The organism is Paenibacillus polymyxa, assembly GCF_015710975.1.
GTDB lineage: Bacteria > Bacillota > Bacilli > Paenibacillales > Paenibacillaceae > Paenibacillus > Paenibacillus polymyxa.
The window spans coordinates 2,871,344-2,887,500 of the sequence record NZ_CP049783.1 but is presented as its reverse complement, the minus strand read 5'-3'; the positions used below and the strand labels follow the sequence as shown (position 1 = coordinate 2,887,500).

Sequence of the window (16,157 nt, the reverse complement as noted above, 5' to 3'; positions counted from 1 at the left end):
ACCCTGAACGTAATTGACCAGAAAGCGGGAGAACTCATGAAATCGCTTCTGCTCCCGCAGTGGATCGTTAAATTCAATAATTTCCTGTCTTAAAAGACGTACCCTGTCATCCCGTTCCCAGACCATACGACCTTCTAGCACATAATCTATAATGTTGGCTTGTTCACCTGCGATAATCCAACCCTTCAGACAACTAAGCGTTGTGTACAACACTTGGCATTTTAATCCATTAATAAATAAGTGTTGTATAGATTGAACTGGCTCCCGGCCTTCTCCAATAATTAGAATGAGTTCATCAAAGTCATACAACATCGAACCGTGAAAATATTCTCCCGGTTTTCTGTACGAAATAACACCTATTGAATCTTCCTGCAACAATTCATCATGCATCAGGTTTAATTTGGTTAGCTGCACTTCACCCTCCATACCTGCAAGGCGGCTATAACCGCTAAATTGGATATTTGGATACATGTGATCATTTCTACATAAATAAGAGACTTCCTTCTTCAATTGTATAATTTTTTATCTTATTTAATTATTTCTTTCAGTGTTATCCAAGCGTCTTCATCTGCAAAGCTCCGACTCCACACACCAATTCCGCCCAGGTTCAGTGATTTGGCAAGTTCTACTCTTGCCTTCAGGGATATCTGATCCTCTAGCCAAATCTTTTTGACCACACCGTCTTCGGTATATTCGACATAATTCTGACCTTCAGAAGCTCTAAATTTGGGCTTCAACTTAAATTGGGCTACGATATCTGCTGCTGACTCCATACCAATTGATTTGGAGGTGACCTTAATCTTCCCTTCTTTGGGAGTCTCGGACCAAACGCGGGTATATAACGGAATACCTAAAACCACTTTTTGAGGCGGCACTTCGTCTTCCTGAATAATCCGCCGAATTGACGCTTCTGTCCATGGTAATGAGGCGACGGAACCAGCTTTTGGACTAGCCGCCCAATGCTCATCATACGCCATTACCATGAGATAATCTGTTATAGCACCCAATGCCTTTCGATCCAAGAAAACAGACCACATCTCACTTTGAGATTTAGGCGTAACATCAATGGACAGTATCAAATCATGTTCCCGGGCCATCGGTTTAAGTTCCCGAAAAAATTGGGTGACATTGGGGCCATCCTTCGTATGGACATTTTCAAAGTCAATATTAATACCATCCAGATCATTTTCTTGGGCAAGTGAGATTATCTGATCTACAATCGATTTTCGACGTTCAAAGGTAGATAGTGCCTCTGTTGTTATTTCGGGGTTAAAGCTGTTGCTCAACAAGCCCCATACCTCCATGCCCTTACGATGTGCCCAACTGACATATGCTGGGTCCGCCTTGCTTTCTACAGTACCCTCATGATCAACGACGCTGAACCATGTAGGGCTCACCACATTTACTCCAGGCATAGGGTCAAATTTGGAAGGATCAGGCTTACGATTATAGACGGCTTCCCAAGCGAGATTCACAGGTTTACCCTGCCAATGCTTCTCCGAGATTGACAAATCGTCCTTAACCGAAGGTATCACAAGTTCTTCTCCTTCAGAGATACAGTCTGACTTCATGTATCCTGCATAACCATTGTCTAACTGCACAAAATACCAATCGCCCTGTTGAGACCAGATGCGTACTTTCGTCTGCTGTGATACATCTGCCAAAATAAAAGATAGACTAGAGGCTTCTTTGCGTAAAGCAATTCTAGCATCCTGTTGCCCATCTTTCTTTTCTACACTACCTAGCCTGACCTTCTCTCCAGCTTTCATCAGAATGACAGCACCTGTTACAGGGTCTTCGTGGATGGATATACCATATACTTCACGTACAGCCTCAATGGGGATATATACCTCTCCACTGATTATCTGAGGGGCGGCGCTAAGTGCATATGTTTTACCATTCAGTTCGCCTTGTGTCTTTGCAACATTCATATGGAGCAAGCTTTGTCTCGTTGCCATAATGACGGTTTGGCTGTCATCCTCATAACGAATGGTAGGGTCAATTTGACCTTGTATCAATTTAAGCGGCATCAGCATGTTTTTGCCGGAGCTTTGAGCTTCATATCCGGTCAACTTGCCCTTCATAAAAATAGGTCGGACACTCCCCTGCCAATCGGGTTTCTCGTGAAGAGGATTACCATACCATACGACAGTAATTGCGCATATAATCGCTGCGAATAATAGCAGGCTTGCCGCTCCTTTGAATCGAGAACGTTTACGGCGGCGTCTGGAATGATTTCTGGCCAATATTGAACCTCCATTGTAAGAAATTTTGATTTCTGTATTTTGTAACTTTAACAGATTACCTGAGACAAAAAACAAAGTGATTTAAACAAAAAAACGCGGTAAATCCCCACTTATGGGGAATTCCTCACGTTTCCAATCCATTACAATATATACATACCGCACTAAAAACTTTTATCCCTTGTTTCGCTACGATTGTTTGTTACTACAAGCTTTGCATACTCCGTGTAACTCCATACGATGTCCATGCACCTCGAAGCCTGTTTCCAACGCGGCATGGCGTTCCACATCTGCCAAATACGGATAACTGAAATCTTCAATCTTTCCGCATTTTTCACAAATGATGTGATAGTGCTCCGAAATATTGGCATCATAACGACTGGCGTTATCTCCATAGGTCAACTCATGTACCATACCCGCTTCTATAAACATCTTTAAGTTATTATAAACCGTAGCCACACTCATACTTGGAAACTTGGACTCAAGCGCACGATATATTTCATCTGCAGTCGGATGCCCCATAGATTCCATTAAATAGTTTAATATGGCATGGCGCTGGGGTGTTATGCGTACACCTGTCTTCTTCAGAAGTTCCAAAGCATGCTGGACGCGTGCTGCCATATATGTCCACCGCCTTATCCCTTACTTGCAATCCTATCAATTACCACGCATCTATTTACAATTCACTTCTAAAGCTACTCACATTGTACGGTCTACTCAAGAATCTTGTCAACGCGCCGTATTGTCGCCGGATGTCCGTACAGAAGTATCGGTCGCAGGAACTTCAGATTCACCCGGAGAACTTCCAGTTGCATCGGGCGCAGTCGATCCTCCAGAATCATCCAAGTCGGGTAACGACGGCATCAGTAACTTTTTAATGGTTAAATTGCTGTTCCCCTCTACGTTAATCACATATTTGCCATCCCCGTTTTGACCTGAAATGCTTTTACTGTCTATCTTAAATGGAAAATCAGACTGAAGATTACCATAACTGCTTGAACCCTCTAACTGAAAATCTCCATTTGATGGAAGATCCAATACGATATCACCGACAGCACTGTATATTTTCCAATCTCCGCCCACCCTCTCGCTATGCACTTTGATAGCGCCATTAAGCGAATTTGCATTCAGCTTGGCTGTAGAATTCAGCACATTCATGTCACCATTTTGAGTATCAACGGTAATATCCCCTTCCGAACGAGCGACCTGAATGTCACCTATCATAGTGTGGAGTGACAAGGTCCCTTCAATATCCCCTGCCTGCATATCGCCACGGTTCGTGCGTACATCCACATCTCCAGAAATCCGATGCAATCTAATCTGACCGTTCAGGGTGCCTCCTTTGACATTGCCGATAGCGTCATTAACTGTGAGATTCCCATTACCGCTCTCAAGCCGGATGCTATCGATAGCGTCAACCCCATTTAAGGTAATATTCCCGTTGGAGGTTCTAATCTGCATATTGAAGCGCCGATCCTCTGGCACGGTGATCAACATGTTCATTCGAGGCTGACGTTTACTTGATGCTCCGTATGACTGTACCTCCGGACGAATCTGGATGGTCTTGCCATCGGTAGAAGTCAGTGAAGAAGCTTGAGCAATCTTGTCCGCTTCGGCAGCAGGCGCTTGATCCACCCATAGAGTCCCGCGTACCTCTATATTGGACACCGGCCTTCTGATTAGTGTTATATCCCCATTCACTGAATCAACTACTAAATCGGACGTCTGCATAGTTACAGGTATCAGCATACCACCCATATCATACCGATTCTCTTTAGCCTGGCTAAAATCCATAGAAGCCGATGTCAGATTGAGACTAACCCGGTTCCACAGGTACATATAATGGTTTTGCTGGGTCACGATAAAAACCGAAGCAGCCACTACCAAAGCGGACAGAATCCCCTTTAAGTCAGGTCTGAAACGTCGTCCGTTGTCAGGCTTGCCCTCTTTGCGATAATACACGCCAAAAAAAATCAGATACTCCAGACCCCAAAGCACAAAGATTACAGGCCACCACACAAGGAGCTGGAGCATATATTCCGTGTTCTGAAGCACATCTACAATCAGCAAAATGCCTACAGCCATCAACAGAAGCGAAGAGGTGTAGCGGCCGACTCTTATTTTGCGGTGCACGCCTGCTTCACCCTCTTTCTTTCAACTTTTTACGTTTAAAGGATAGAAAGGCTTCCCTTAGAAAAAGGAATAAACCGATCATCATTAATATAATGGCCAGCGTCAGGAACCCATAATCTTCGAAGAAAATGCTTAACCAGCGAGGTTTCATGCGGAACAGAATCATAAGTCCACCGCCTGCCACCAATAGCACAGCAAAAGCAAAGCCTCTTTCCCACGCATAAAATGGACTACTTTGCTGACCTCTAGCATCCATTCGTGCATATTGATCTGGCTTGCGCCGATAACGAACCATGTAATCCGCTGACTGTAAGACATCATATACATTATAAAAATATAAAACGGGTATGAACAAGCCCAGCAAAATTAGTAATGGGATGTTAATCCTCAATCCATCGGAGGAAACATACAGCATCGCAAAAATATCTAGCAGGAGCAATACAATAAATGTAAGCCCCCTAATAAATAGTCCTAAAAAAAGATGTCCCATTCCAGGCATCAGTGCTGCCATGATAATGGCAATTACTTTGCGAAATTTAGCGTATTGCAGACGCCACCGCTGTTTCTGTCCATGTGGCTGTTCAGCCTGTCCGGACTCTCCCGACGGTAACGGTTGTTCCGAGTTCATGCCATCCTCCCCTTTGAATTCCATACGTAGCTCCGCTGTAAAATACTTTGATGGTTACATAGTACCCCAATCAGATTTGATAGTAACTGTAAAAAAAAGGGTTATGATCACTCAACGGAGACGGCAGCTATATCTTCCCATTGTCGTAAATCAGCTGCAATACGCACCGGATTAAAGTCATGTCGGGCCAGCACCTCCAGGGAAACCTCCATACTCTGACGATCCGGGTGCAATTCATGAAATGGAACATTTTCATGTTCTTTAATCATGATTTTACGTATTTCCACTTTTTCCTGCTCTAAATAAGTCGAAATTTGATCGAGCAATCCGTGAGAGGACAATCCGTACAGTGTAATAAGATGAGGCTTGCGTCCACGCATATACCGAAGTTCTAATTTGTTGAACACCCATAAATTTAAAAATACGAGCACAGTTGCCGCTATAGAGGGTAAATAGAAGCCTGCTCCGACCCCAAGGCCAATGGCAGCTACGACCCAAATGGAAGCCGCCGTTGTGAGTCCAGTAATGGATTTACCTGTGAACATAATCGTACCTGCGCCCAAAAAGCCTACGCCAGTAATCACCGCCGTAGCCAAACGAGCTGGATCTATACGCACATTAGCTTCTTTAATAAAATCAGCAAAGCCGTAAATGGAGAGTAGCATAATCAGCGCCGATCCAAGACTGACCATAATGTGAGTCCGTAAACCAGCAGCATGATTGGAACGTTCTCGCTCAAAGCCAATGAATCCACCGAGAAGCATGGACAGTAATAGCCGTAAAATGATATGTGAATCATCTATAATCCACGGATTATTCATTCGAGTCTCTCCTCCCGGTTATGTCGTGCTTCCCTGTCCGGGCACGCGGTTTGTGAGTATTATTCCACGTTATGCAAATGGTAGGTGGTTAATTCCACGCCTGGGGCCACTTCTGCTGCGGAAACAGGACGAAAACCATGTTTTTGATAAAGCGTCACCGCAGGAGTGTTTAAAGTTCCAGTGGTGACGATAAACAGGGGAACATTCCGATATTCATTCAAAACATGCTTCATTAAGGAGTCCGCAATCCCTTTGCGAAAATGATCTGGATGAACCATCATACGTGTAAGGGTAAGCGAACCAGATGACTCAGACTGCACAGCTAGTGCTCCTAGCAGTTCATCATCCTCCAGCCACCCATAAAAAGACTCCCCGCAGCTTCTCAGCGTCTCCAATGTATCCATCAGTGGAGGAATCTCATCAAATCCAATCAGTTCAGCTTCCAGTCTATAAGCGACATGCTGAAGACGCCATATCTGACTGACAATATTATCATCTTCCAATGAACATAGGGTAACCATGCTGTTTGCCCTCCTAAGGAAACTCATCATATGTCATCACGCTTCTAATACGTGTTTGATGCCCCATTCGTGTCTTTGCACCTATGCAAAAGGGGCCTGTCCCTAAAAGACAAGCCCCTGTCATAACTATGCCATTAACGGTTCAACACTTCTGTCAGCAACTTATTAGCGAGGCCAGGGTTAGCTTTGCCCTTGCTCTCCTTCATCACTTGACCGACCAAGAAGCCGATGGCCTTTTGCTTGCCAGCTTTGTAATCCTCGACCGATTGCGGGTTGGCTGCTACAACTTGTTCGACAATTGTCAGAATTGCACCTTCATCACTGATTTGCACAAGCCCTTTTTCTTCAACAATTTGCTGTGGCAGTTTATCACTTTCCAGCATTTCCTTGAAGACCGTTTTGGCAATTTTACTATTGATCGTACCCTTCTCCAGTAGTCCGATCATTTCACCCAAGCCCCGACCTGTCAATTTAACCTGCGACAATTCTACATTGGCACTGTTCAAATAGCCGAGTAAATCCCCCATAATCCAGTTGGATACGGCTTTGGCATCCTTGGTGTACTGAAGACTATCCTCGAACAAATCAGCCAATGGCTTGGAGGACGTAATTACCTGTGCATCATACTCAGGTAATCCATATTCCGAAGTGTAACGTGCTTTACGCTGGTCGGGTAATTCAGGAATCGAAGCACGGATACGCTCTTTCCACTCCTCATCAATATGCAGTGTAACGAGATCCGGGTCCGGGAAATAACGATAGTCGTGCGCCTGTTCCTTACCACGCATGGACAGTGTTTTACCCTGTGCCTCATCCCAGCGACGTGTTTCCTGTACGATCGTTCCACCTTCGTCCAGCGTCTGTTCTTGCCGGAACTGCTCATATTCCAGTCCGCGCTGTACGCCACGGAAGGAGTTCATGTTTTTCAGTTCCGCTTTGGTTCCCAGCTCTTTTTGTCCATGCGGACGAAGACTGATATTCGCATCGCAACGAAGCGAGCCTTCCTCCATCTTCACATCGGATACGTCACAATACTGCATAATGGCACGTATTTTTTCCAGATAAGCCTTGGCTTCTTCCGGCGAAGATATATCCGGCTCCGAAACGATTTCAACCAACGGTGTGCCGACCCGGTTAAAATCAACCAAAGAGGCATAGCCACCATCAACGTGGGTTAATTTCCCCGCGTCCTCTTCCAGATGCAACCGGGTAATGCCGATACGCTTGGTTTCACCGTTCACTTCAATATCAATCCAGCCATGCTCACCGATCGGTTGGTCATATTGCGAAATTTGGTAAGCCTTCGGTGAATCGGGGTAGAAATAGTTTTTGCGGTCAAATTTGCTGACATCAGCGATGGTGCAATTGAGCGCCATTGCCGCTTTCATCGCATAATCAACGGCTTGACGGTTCAATACCGGCAATACCCCCGGATGTCCTAGACAGACCGGACATGTATGAGAGTTTGGCGGCGCTCCGAAGGATGTCGAGCATCCACAAAATATTTTGGACTTCGTATGCAATTCCACATGGACTTCAAGTCCAATGACCGTCTCATACTTAGATGTAGTTGTAGACATGAATAGGTTCCCTCCTTTTTGGCAAATTACAGCTGCGGACGCTGCTTGTGAAATTCAGTATTTTGTTCGAATGCATGCGCTACGCGCAGTACAGAAGACTCGTCAAAGGCTTTCCCGATAATTTGTAGTCCGACTGGCATTCCATCTGCAAGACCACAAGGAATACTGATCGCCGGCACGCCAGCCAAACTCACTGGAATCGTCAAAATATCGTTCAAATACATTGTCAATGGGTCGTCTACTTGGGAACCGATTTTGAACGCGGTAGTCGGTGCAGTAGGCCCGATAATCACATCATATTGTTCAAATACACGATCAAAATCCTGTTTGATCAGTGTGCGCACTTTTTGAGCTTTCAAATAATAAGCATCGTAGTACCCGGAGCTGAGTGCATAGGTACCGAGCATAATCCGACGCTTCACCTCAGGACCAAACCCTTGCGTACGGGACTGATGGTACAGATCGAGCAGGTTATCCGGATTGTCTGCGCGTACACCATAGCGCACGCCGTCAAAGCGGGCCAGATTGGACGATGCTTCAGATGAAGCCAGTAGGTAGTACGTTGCAACTGCATATTCCGTGTGCGGAAGAGATACCTCTTCCCATACAGCGCCCAATCCTTCCAGTGTTTTCAGTGCATCAAGCACCTTTTCCTTGACCTGTGGATCTACGCCTTCACCAAGATACTCTTTAGGCACAGCGATACGAAGTCCCTTCACATCTCCGGTTAAAGCGTTCAAATAATCAGGAATGTCTACCTTCGCAGAAGTGGAGTCCTTCTGGTCATAACCTGCAGTGGCTTGCAGGACATAGGCTGAATCCTGAACATTTTTTGTAATTGGTCCGATTTGGTCTAAAGATGAAGCAAAAGCCACCAGTCCAAAACGGGATACCAGACCATAGGTTGGTTTTAAGCCAACTACGCCGCAATAAGAAGCGGGCTGGCGAATGGAGCCACCTGTATCGGAACCGAGCGTGAAATAAGCTTCACCTGCCGCAACAGCTGCAGCCGAGCCGCCACTGGAACCGCCGGGAACACGTTGTAAATCCCAAGGATTACGTGCAGGGAAAAAGCTGGAGTTCTCGTTAGAACCACCCATGGCGAATTCGTCCATGTTCATTTTACCAAGTGTCACCGTTTGCGCTGCGCGTAACTTACCGACAACTGTGGCATCGTAAACAGGATCAAAATTTTTCAAAAACTGACTGCCACATGTTGTGCGCAGCCCTTCCGTCACGATATTATCCTTAATACCGACCGGCAGACCAAACAACAACCCTCGTTCCTCTCCCGAAACCAGCTGATCATCCAGCTGACGTGCGGATGCCCGAGCCCGTTCCTCGTCGACAGTAATATAGGCCCTGATCTTCTCTTCCCGCGCATCAATTGTCTCCAGAGCGTGCCCCACCAGATCACTCACGGAAATTTCCTTTTGATGCAGCTTGTTATGTATTTCCGGCAATGTGTTATTAAACAAGCTCAATTTGCATCCTCCTTTCAAATGTGAAATCTATTCCAGAACAGCAGGAACTTTAAACTGTCCATCTTCTTCTTCAGGTGCATTACGCATCACTTGCTCATGCGTCAAACTTTCGCGAACTTCGTCGTCTCGCATGACATTGCTGACGTGCAGCACATGAGTGGTCGGTTTTACCTGCTCCGTATCCAGCTCATTCAGCTTCTCCGCATAATGGAGAATGGCGTTTAATTGCCCTGTCATAGTTTCTTCCTCAGTCTCGGTCAAATTCAATCGGGACAGCCTGGCTACGTGACGGACATCTTCCTTGGAAATGTTCATTCAAAACCCTCCTCATGTATATATAAAAATCCAATAAGCGACTGGAATCGGATTTTGCAAAATCCTGGTATCAAAAATGTTACACCGAACTTTGAAATAACGTTTTTAATTATAGGATAGAACCTTATACAATTCAATCTTTGACGCGGTACAGAAGCAGACTGTACATCAATGAGGTAAATGTTACTAAAAGAATATAAAAAAAGCACCTCTCGGTGCTCTTTCAAGAAAACTATAGCAGCTGAAATCGTGCCCATTATATATTGTTAAAAAGAGTCGGCAACAGCCGATTCCTATATCCAAGCACGCAAATTAACTTGTTTAATAAAATCAGCCTGTGACAACAATTCTGCCGCGGTTTCTTCTTCCTCAGTCTCTACTGAATCATGACCACCGTTCATCACATGTCTGAACAGCTTCTCATTATGAGTAGCAAGGGCGTAATCTATCAGCGCTTCACGCTCAATCCGCTCGGCTTCCAGCTTGAGAATACTTTCTTCCAGCTCAATGTCCCCGGATGGTACGAAAAAATTGCGATTCACCTTCGGTACGCGAATGACATAGTCAAAAGCATTGTCCGCATTACGGTCGTAAGCAATGATATAACCATGTTCGCCCACAGGAAGATTCTGCTCAAAAGCATCCGCGACGATCATAATTCTAGCTCCTAAATGATGCATCGTTAGCCCCCCCGTTTGTCTGAACTTATCTGCTAAGTCTACTAAAAAAAAGGTAGCTTGTCTATATCATCTATGTATCTTCATAATCGACCGTCTCCACGTCCAAATCTATGCTCATTAAGCCGTATATGCCAGTTTTGCGTAAGGGTTCCGCCCTGCCGTTTCACCTTTTTCCAAGTTATGATCTTCGGTTCGGAACCTACCACAACATCTTCAATATCTACTATTTTGGGAAGACGGAAACTACCTTCTTTCTCACGGTGTACCTCATATATATGTTTTCTTTTCATTCTTGCTCCCCCTTGTGATCTGACGGCTTCATGCCTCTTTATCCTCTTAATGGGCAAAAAAAAGAACGCAAACCGGGATTCATCCACAGCTTGCGTGCTTCGCGAGTTTAGTATGTAACTTCAATAAATTTATGTTAACAAAAATAAAAACCTTTGTCTATACATAATTTATATTTTGTTGTCGAATTGAGGCAAAACCTGTCACTTCTTTGATTTTGCCTCAATTAATTAACGTTTATCAAATTTACCGGATATACGGATTGTTGGCTTTCTCATAACCAATGGATGTTTTGGGTCCGTGACCACAATAGACCGTAACGTCATCTCCAAGCGGAAACAATTTATTCTGAATGGAATCGTACAAATCCCGTTCCCGCCCCCCGGCAGGTCGGTACGTCCGACACCCTGACGGAATAGCACATCCCCGGAGAAAAGATCTTTGCCACACAAGAAGCTAACACTTCCGGGTGAATGCCCCGGTGTATGGAACACCTTGAACGTGTGCCCGATTAGATTTAATTGCTGACCTTCCGCCAAATCATATTCGGCAGGTCCTGTCGAGATCGGTGGAGAAGCCTCTGGCCACATCAGGGAGCCATTCAGCTTAGGAGATGTGAGCCAGTCTTGCTCCAAGGCGTGCAGATACACCGGGCATCCTTTCGCATTGCGAATCTCCTCCACTCCTCCAATATGGTCAAAATGGGCATGGGTCAGCAGGATAGCTTCAATGGTCAGGGATTCAATCGCTCTCAGCAAAGGTCCCGGATTCATTCCTGGATCAATAATAACGGCGCGCTGTGGATCATCCCCTTGAAGCAAATAAGCATTCGTTTGAAGTGGACCCAGATTAAAGCTGCGAATGGATAAGGTCATAAGTTAAAATCCCGAGATCAGCTCGCGTAATTCCTGAACAATCACAGGATGAACCTCGGTTCCCTCCCCATATTTTGCAGCCATTTCTTTGCGAGCAACTGCGATTTTTTCTTGATAATCATCGGCTTCCCGATCTGGATTTTCACGTTTGAATTCGATCATAATTTGTTGGACATGTGCAGGACGTGGTCCCCAGTGACCCAGTACGTGGCCCCCAGTATCCGCAAAAATCACAATCGGCACAGCACGTCCGCCCATCGTCAGGAAGTCGTCCATCAGCGCCTGATGATTTTCCAAAATTAATACTTCAGTTGGAATACCGCTATTCTCCAGCGCGCGGAACACAACTGGCACATTGCGTACTACATCCCCACACCAGTCGGCAGCCAATATAAGCACACGCAGATCATCACGATGGTTCAGGCTTTCAAAAAACTCCCGATCCTCTTCGCGGCTCCACACAAACTGATCGTATCCGGAGCGGAAGGCTTCTTTGTTCTTTTCCATGCCCTCCATAAATTGTTCAGGACTCAAGCCCTTGCCGAAATATTGCGATACGTTAGTACGGCTCATGTTATACACTTCCTTTTTTGTTTTTGGCTACAATCCATTTGATAACAAAATAAATGATCAAGAGCGCAAGAGCAACTAGCAAAATGGGTTTGATGTAAGGTGCTGCCACTTCGTCAATTTGCTCCCACTTGTCTCCCAGCAGCATACCTAAATATATAAACAAAACAGACCAAGGTATAATCGCTAGCGTCGTCAAAATAATAAAGCGCCATACGTTCATTCGAGCCAACCCGGCAGGGATTGAGATCGCGTGACGAACAACAGGGATGAAGCGAGCTGTAAAAATGACCCCCGTGCCATATTTATTGAACCAGGCTTCAGCGTGGTCAACATGGCTTTTTTTGATGAGTATGTATTTCCCATACTTATCTAATACGGGTCTGCCACCATAGCGTCCAATCCAGTAAATGAACAGTTGGGCCAGCACCCCGCCAATCGTTCCGAACACGACTGCGCCAAAAAAATTAATATGACCTGAGGACACTAAAAAGCCGCCGTAAGCGAGGACAATTTCACTTGGAATGACCTCCACCATCAAGCCTAGCATAATACCAAAATACCCAAGACTACGAATGATCTCAAACAAATAATTAATGATACTAGATATATGGTCCATTTTTTCTTCCCACTCCCTGCCTGTTTCTCTATTTTCATTAGTGTATCACAGCGGCAGAACACGCCGCCACTTCGCTCAAATAGGGAGGTCAGTGACCCCGGCTCCTCTGCCCGCATAAGTTGTGAGAGAGAGGAGGGGGTACAATATGCCTCCCGGCAAATTCCCCAAACATGACAATTCACAATCCCGTTTGCCCACGGCTCGCGGGATCCGCCGCGCATGCTGCAAAGAGCTGTACCGAACCTGCAAACGTCTGCCTGTTCACATTGCTCCTGATCTGGTCAAGCAGGGCGAGGAGCTATATTGCCGCAAGGTCGTCGGCCACCTCATCTGGATTGCGGAAAACCATAGCAATCGCAAACTACTGTGCGACTGGTGGGACGAAGATGTCAGCGAGGAGCTCGCGGCATTGTGGAAGGTGGATCGCGATGTTTTGTGCACCGCTTTTAGAAGTGCCTATGGCGGGTAGAGGTTTGCGTATAGCAACCATGAACTGTAATTTACAAAAAAGTGGAGCCACCCCGCAGTGGCTCCACTTTCACTATATTCTTAGCTGTGTGTCTGCTTCTGCCCCGCTCCTTCGGGAAGCAAATCCGCACAAGCACGTTCCAAATAAGGATCAGCATGTATAAAATCCCGAAATGCTGTGTACTCACGCCACAGAACGGACCGTTCTCCCGCTTGGCCTTTGACAGCACGAATCAGAATATTTTTTGGGGTATGCTCCATGTCGATAAATTCCAAGAGCTGTGTCCGATATCCCATCATATCCAGCAGCTTGGCCCGGATTCCATCCGTTGCCAGTGCAGAAAAACGCTCCTTTAAAATGCCATGGGAGAGCAAAGGCTCCAAGACCGGGTTTTCCAGTTGGCTAAACAGCTCATGCTGGCAGCACGGAACTGATAAAATGACAGACGCTCCCCAGCGGACAGCCTTTTCCAGCGCTGCATCTGTTGCTGTATCGCATGCATGCAAGGTAACGACCATATCCACCTGCTCCAATTCATTGTAGTCTGCGATATCTCCGACCAGAAACTCCAACTGTCGATATTGCAGCTTTTGCGCCAGAACATTACAGGTTTCAATAACATCTGCCTTTAAGTCCAAACCGACAATCTGCAAAGGTCGTTTTTGCTGTACCGCCAAATAGTGATACAAGGCAAAGGTCAAATAAGACTTGCCACAGCCAAAATCCACAATCGTCAATGGACGGCCTACCGGAAGGCTGGGCAATACATCCTGCACCATTTCGAGAAAACGGTTGATTTGACGGAATTTATCGTATTTGCGGGCCAGTACCTTACCGTCCTCATTCATAATCCCCAGCTCAATCAGGAAAGGAATACGTTCTCCTTCCTCAAGCACATATTGCTTTTTACGATTATGAGACAAATCGGCTTTACTTTTGCTCGGTGACTTTGTCAGAATGGATACTTTATATTTTTTACTGATCAGCACCTGATAGTCTGCATCCTTGGCACATAGAAGTCCTTGGCGGAATGTGTCCTCAAACAAGGCAGTCATGCGCTCATTAGCTTCATCAGGGGTCAGATTTTCATGAATGACTTTGTTGCTGTAATGAAAGGCAAACTGGTAATGCAGTTTGTTTTTCAATTCCACAGGTTTGATTTGCACTTTAGTAAAAGAAGCATCCTCACGTTTGCGCAGCTGACTCAGCGTTGCTGTTATGAGGGAGCCTCCCGTGGTCAATTGGTATACAAGTTCGCGCAGTGAATCCAAAAGGTACATCTCACTTTCTTTCATGTAATTGGGTGATCTCGGACAAACCCTCGATGATTTCCCGGCGTGAAATTCCACCCCGCTCTAGCTCTGCATCGGCCTTATCCAGTAACTGACTGTAAAATGCCTCTGCTTCCGATCCCAGCTCTGGCTGCTCCCATGCCAATCCAAACCAGACATCGGCGGCCTGGTCCAGTCTGTTTTCCCGCTCATAATGAACAGCCAGTAGCTTGCTGGTTTCAGGAGAAAGCTCATATTCATGAACCAGTTGTACGATACACGCTATTCGTTCAGGCAGGACCTGTAGATCACGATTTGCGCCATTCAGATCGCTGTACAAATATAAATGAAGAGATTTCATTAAAATTCGTATGCCCTCGTCTATTCTGCTGGTCTCCATGTATATAACAGCTTCTTCTTCCAGAATGCGAGCCACTTGCTGAAGCTCATCCGCTTCCATCCCAGGGCCCATTCGGAAAAGCTCAATAATTTGTTCTGGCGGCAATCGTCTGAGCAAATCTGAACGAAGGCGAAACTGCTTGTTGAGTAGGTCATCTAGCTGTTTTAGCGCTTCGACGTGTTTATTTTCACGCCTCAGACCGAGCACTGATGCTACTGCTGATGTCAATTCTTCCATCATACTAAGCAAATAATCTTTTCTAAGCAAGCCGTTCCCTTCCTTTCATCCTGATGCCTAGAGAACCAGCAACCCTGTCCCTTCTGATTGTAAGACATCCTTGTCTAAAAGCCAAATGCCGCCATCATGGCGTAATTCTATTTAGTACAATTACAAATCATTTATAGCATCAATGATCCGGCACTCAGAAAATCACGTATGACACGTAACATTTGGGTAGCACAATGTTTTGTAGCCGGTCATGTAATCAACTTCAAATACAAGTATTCGAAAATTTAATATTGATTCTCCGTTAGCCTCATGTTATTTTTGTTTCATAAGAAACAAAAATAATCGTTTTAATGCATTAAATCACAAAAATAAAATATAATATTTATTTTCTCAAGAAACAAAATTGCGCATTAATTACAGGAAGGATGTTGAAGTATGGGAAAACAATTTAGTTCGATACTACCGGAATATAAGGAGTTCATACAGCGGCAGCATATTTTCTTTGTAGGATCAGCACCTGTATCTGAGACGGGGCATGTGAATATTTCCCCCAAGGGATATAATTCTTTTCGTATATTGTCAGATCATAAGGTAGCCTATCTCGACTTGTCGGGAAGTGGCAACGAGACAAGCGCACACATTATAGAGAACGGACGGGTAACCATCATGTTCTGTGCATTTGAAGGCGAGCCCTGTGTATTAAGGCTCTTTGGTACTGGCACAGTCGTGCTGCCCAACACAAAGCGTTGGAATGAGCTGTATCCTCTCTTCAATCCACTGCCTGGAGCAAGACAAATCATTGTTGTAGATGTTCATATGGTGCAACATTCATGTGGTTTTGCAGTTCCCTTCATGACTTACACGAGCGAACGGGAAAAGCTGAAGGACGTAGCGATTCAGATGGGCGAAGAAGCACTTAAAAAGTATGCATACGAAAAAAATTTAGAAAGTATTGACGGTTTGCCGACAGCGTTTGCCTTGAACAAAAACAATATGACTTAGGCATTTTACACATCAACCGATATGAAGCAA

General features: G+C 45.3%; 18 protein-coding genes and 1 pseudogene (1 of these 19 cut by a window edge). 2 read left to right on the top strand and 17 right to left on the bottom strand.

Annotation, left to right across the window (positions count from 1 at the left end; translation table 11 throughout):
• The 15 genes and pseudogenes from G7035_RS12845 to uptA form a co-directional block, all read right to left on the bottom strand.
• Positions 1 to 471, bottom strand: the 5' portion of a protein-coding gene (locus G7035_RS12845; RefSeq protein WP_019688587.1) for a nucleotidyltransferase-like protein. The gene continues 465 nt to the left of window position 1, outside the view; the window shows 471 of its 936 coding nt (coding positions 1–471); the start codon lies at positions 469 to 471; its stop codon lies off the left edge, out of view.
• Between the two features lie 56 nt (positions 472 to 527).
• On the bottom strand, positions 528 to 2,246 hold the full coding sequence (locus G7035_RS12840; protein WP_019688588.1) for a glycosyl hydrolase family 18 protein: 1,719 nt from the start codon (positions 2,244 to 2,246) through the stop codon (positions 528 to 530).
• 186 nt (positions 2,247 to 2,432) lie between these two features.
• Positions 2,433 to 2,864 carry a Fur family transcriptional regulator gene (locus G7035_RS12835; RefSeq protein WP_013373015.1) on the bottom strand — a complete coding sequence of 144 codons (432 nt, stop codon included), beginning with the start codon at positions 2,862 to 2,864 and terminating at the stop codon, positions 2,433 to 2,435.
• A gap of 108 nt (positions 2,865 to 2,972) precedes the next feature.
• Positions 2,973 to 4,376 carry a DUF4097 family beta strand repeat-containing protein gene (locus tag G7035_RS12830; protein WP_019688589.1) on the bottom strand — a complete coding sequence of 468 codons (1,404 nt, stop codon included), beginning with the start codon at positions 4,374 to 4,376 and terminating at the stop codon, positions 2,973 to 2,975.
• Positions 4,377 to 4,383: 7 nt separating this feature from the next.
• Complete coding sequence (locus G7035_RS12825) at positions 4,384 to 5,028, bottom strand: hypothetical protein (protein ID WP_019688590.1); 645 nt, start codon at positions 5,026 to 5,028, stop codon at positions 4,384 to 4,386.
• A gap of 83 nt (positions 5,029 to 5,111) precedes the next feature.
• Positions 5,112 to 5,825 carry an MgtC/SapB family protein gene (locus G7035_RS12820; protein ID WP_016820257.1) on the bottom strand — a complete coding sequence of 238 codons (714 nt, stop codon included), beginning with the start codon at positions 5,823 to 5,825 and terminating at the stop codon, positions 5,112 to 5,114.
• A gap of 59 nt (positions 5,826 to 5,884) precedes the next feature.
• Complete coding sequence (locus G7035_RS12815; RefSeq protein WP_019688591.1) at positions 5,885 to 6,346, bottom strand: GNAT family N-acetyltransferase; 462 nt, start codon at positions 6,344 to 6,346, stop codon at positions 5,885 to 5,887.
• A 134-nt stretch (positions 6,347 to 6,480) separates the two neighbouring features.
• The gene (gene gatB / locus G7035_RS12810; RefSeq protein WP_016820259.1) at positions 6,481 to 7,926 is read right to left on the bottom strand and encodes an Asp-tRNA(Asn)/Glu-tRNA(Gln) amidotransferase subunit GatB; all 1,446 of its coding nucleotides are present in this window, start codon (positions 7,924 to 7,926) and stop codon (positions 6,481 to 6,483) included.
• Positions 7,927 to 7,952: 26 nt separating this feature from the next.
• Positions 7,953 to 9,410 (bottom strand): Asp-tRNA(Asn)/Glu-tRNA(Gln) amidotransferase subunit GatA, encoded by a 1,458-nt coding sequence (gene gatA / locus G7035_RS12805; RefSeq protein WP_019688592.1) that lies wholly within the window; start codon positions 9,408 to 9,410, stop codon positions 7,953 to 7,955.
• A gap of 27 nt (positions 9,411 to 9,437) precedes the next feature.
• On the bottom strand, positions 9,438 to 9,725 hold the full coding sequence (gene gatC / locus G7035_RS12800; protein ID WP_016820261.1) for an Asp-tRNA(Asn)/Glu-tRNA(Gln) amidotransferase subunit GatC: 288 nt from the start codon (positions 9,723 to 9,725) through the stop codon (positions 9,438 to 9,440).
• 293 nt (positions 9,726 to 10,018) lie between these two features.
• The gene (locus tag G7035_RS12795; protein ID WP_016324719.1) at positions 10,019 to 10,405 is read right to left on the bottom strand and encodes a hypothetical protein; all 387 of its coding nucleotides are present in this window, start codon (positions 10,403 to 10,405) and stop codon (positions 10,019 to 10,021) included.
• Positions 10,406 to 10,485: 80 nt separating this feature from the next.
• Positions 10,486 to 10,695: a hypothetical protein gene (locus tag G7035_RS12790; RefSeq protein ID WP_016820262.1), complete on the bottom strand. Its 210-nt coding sequence runs from the start codon at positions 10,693 to 10,695 to the stop codon at positions 10,486 to 10,488.
• Between the two features lie 244 nt (positions 10,696 to 10,939).
• Positions 10,940 to 11,568, bottom strand: a pseudogene (locus G7035_RS12785) (MBL fold metallo-hydrolase).
• Between the two features lie 3 nt (positions 11,569 to 11,571).
• Positions 11,572 to 12,141: a thioredoxin family protein gene (locus tag G7035_RS12780; RefSeq protein ID WP_016820264.1), complete on the bottom strand. Its 570-nt coding sequence runs from the start codon at positions 12,139 to 12,141 to the stop codon at positions 11,572 to 11,574.
• A 1-nt stretch (position 12,142) separates the two neighbouring features.
• The gene (gene uptA, locus G7035_RS12775) at positions 12,143 to 12,757 is read right to left on the bottom strand and encodes an undecaprenyl phosphate transporter UptA (RefSeq protein WP_013373027.1); all 615 of its coding nucleotides are present in this window, start codon (positions 12,755 to 12,757) and stop codon (positions 12,143 to 12,145) included.
• A 145-nt stretch (positions 12,758 to 12,902) separates the two neighbouring features.
• Here uptA and G7035_RS12770 point away from each other — a divergent pair, with 145 nt between their 5' ends.
• Entirely contained in the window at positions 12,903 to 13,226 is a 324-nt protein-coding gene (locus tag G7035_RS12770; protein WP_017425943.1) for a hypothetical protein, read from the top strand.
• Between the two features lie 80 nt (positions 13,227 to 13,306).
• Here G7035_RS12770 and G7035_RS12765 read toward each other — a convergent pair whose 3' ends face one another.
• Together G7035_RS12765 and G7035_RS12760 are read right to left on the bottom strand one after the other, a co-directional pair.
• Positions 13,307 to 14,521 (bottom strand): class I SAM-dependent methyltransferase, encoded by a 1,215-nt coding sequence (locus G7035_RS12765; protein WP_019688593.1) that lies wholly within the window; start codon positions 14,519 to 14,521, stop codon positions 13,307 to 13,309.
• Positions 14,508 to 15,164, bottom strand: coding sequence for a DUF6483 family protein (locus G7035_RS12760; protein ID WP_019688594.1), 657 nt, complete (start codon positions 15,162 to 15,164; stop codon positions 14,508 to 14,510). The genes G7035_RS12765 and G7035_RS12760 overlap by 14 nt, the downstream gene beginning before the upstream one ends.
• 396 nt (positions 15,165 to 15,560) lie before the next feature.
• Here G7035_RS12760 and G7035_RS12755 point away from each other — a divergent pair, with 396 nt between their 5' ends.
• A complete protein-coding gene (locus tag G7035_RS12755; protein WP_016820269.1) occupies positions 15,561 to 16,127 on the top strand; it encodes a pyridoxamine 5'-phosphate oxidase family protein in 567 nt (188 codons plus the stop codon).
• Positions 16,128 to 16,157 lie beyond the last annotated feature (30 nt).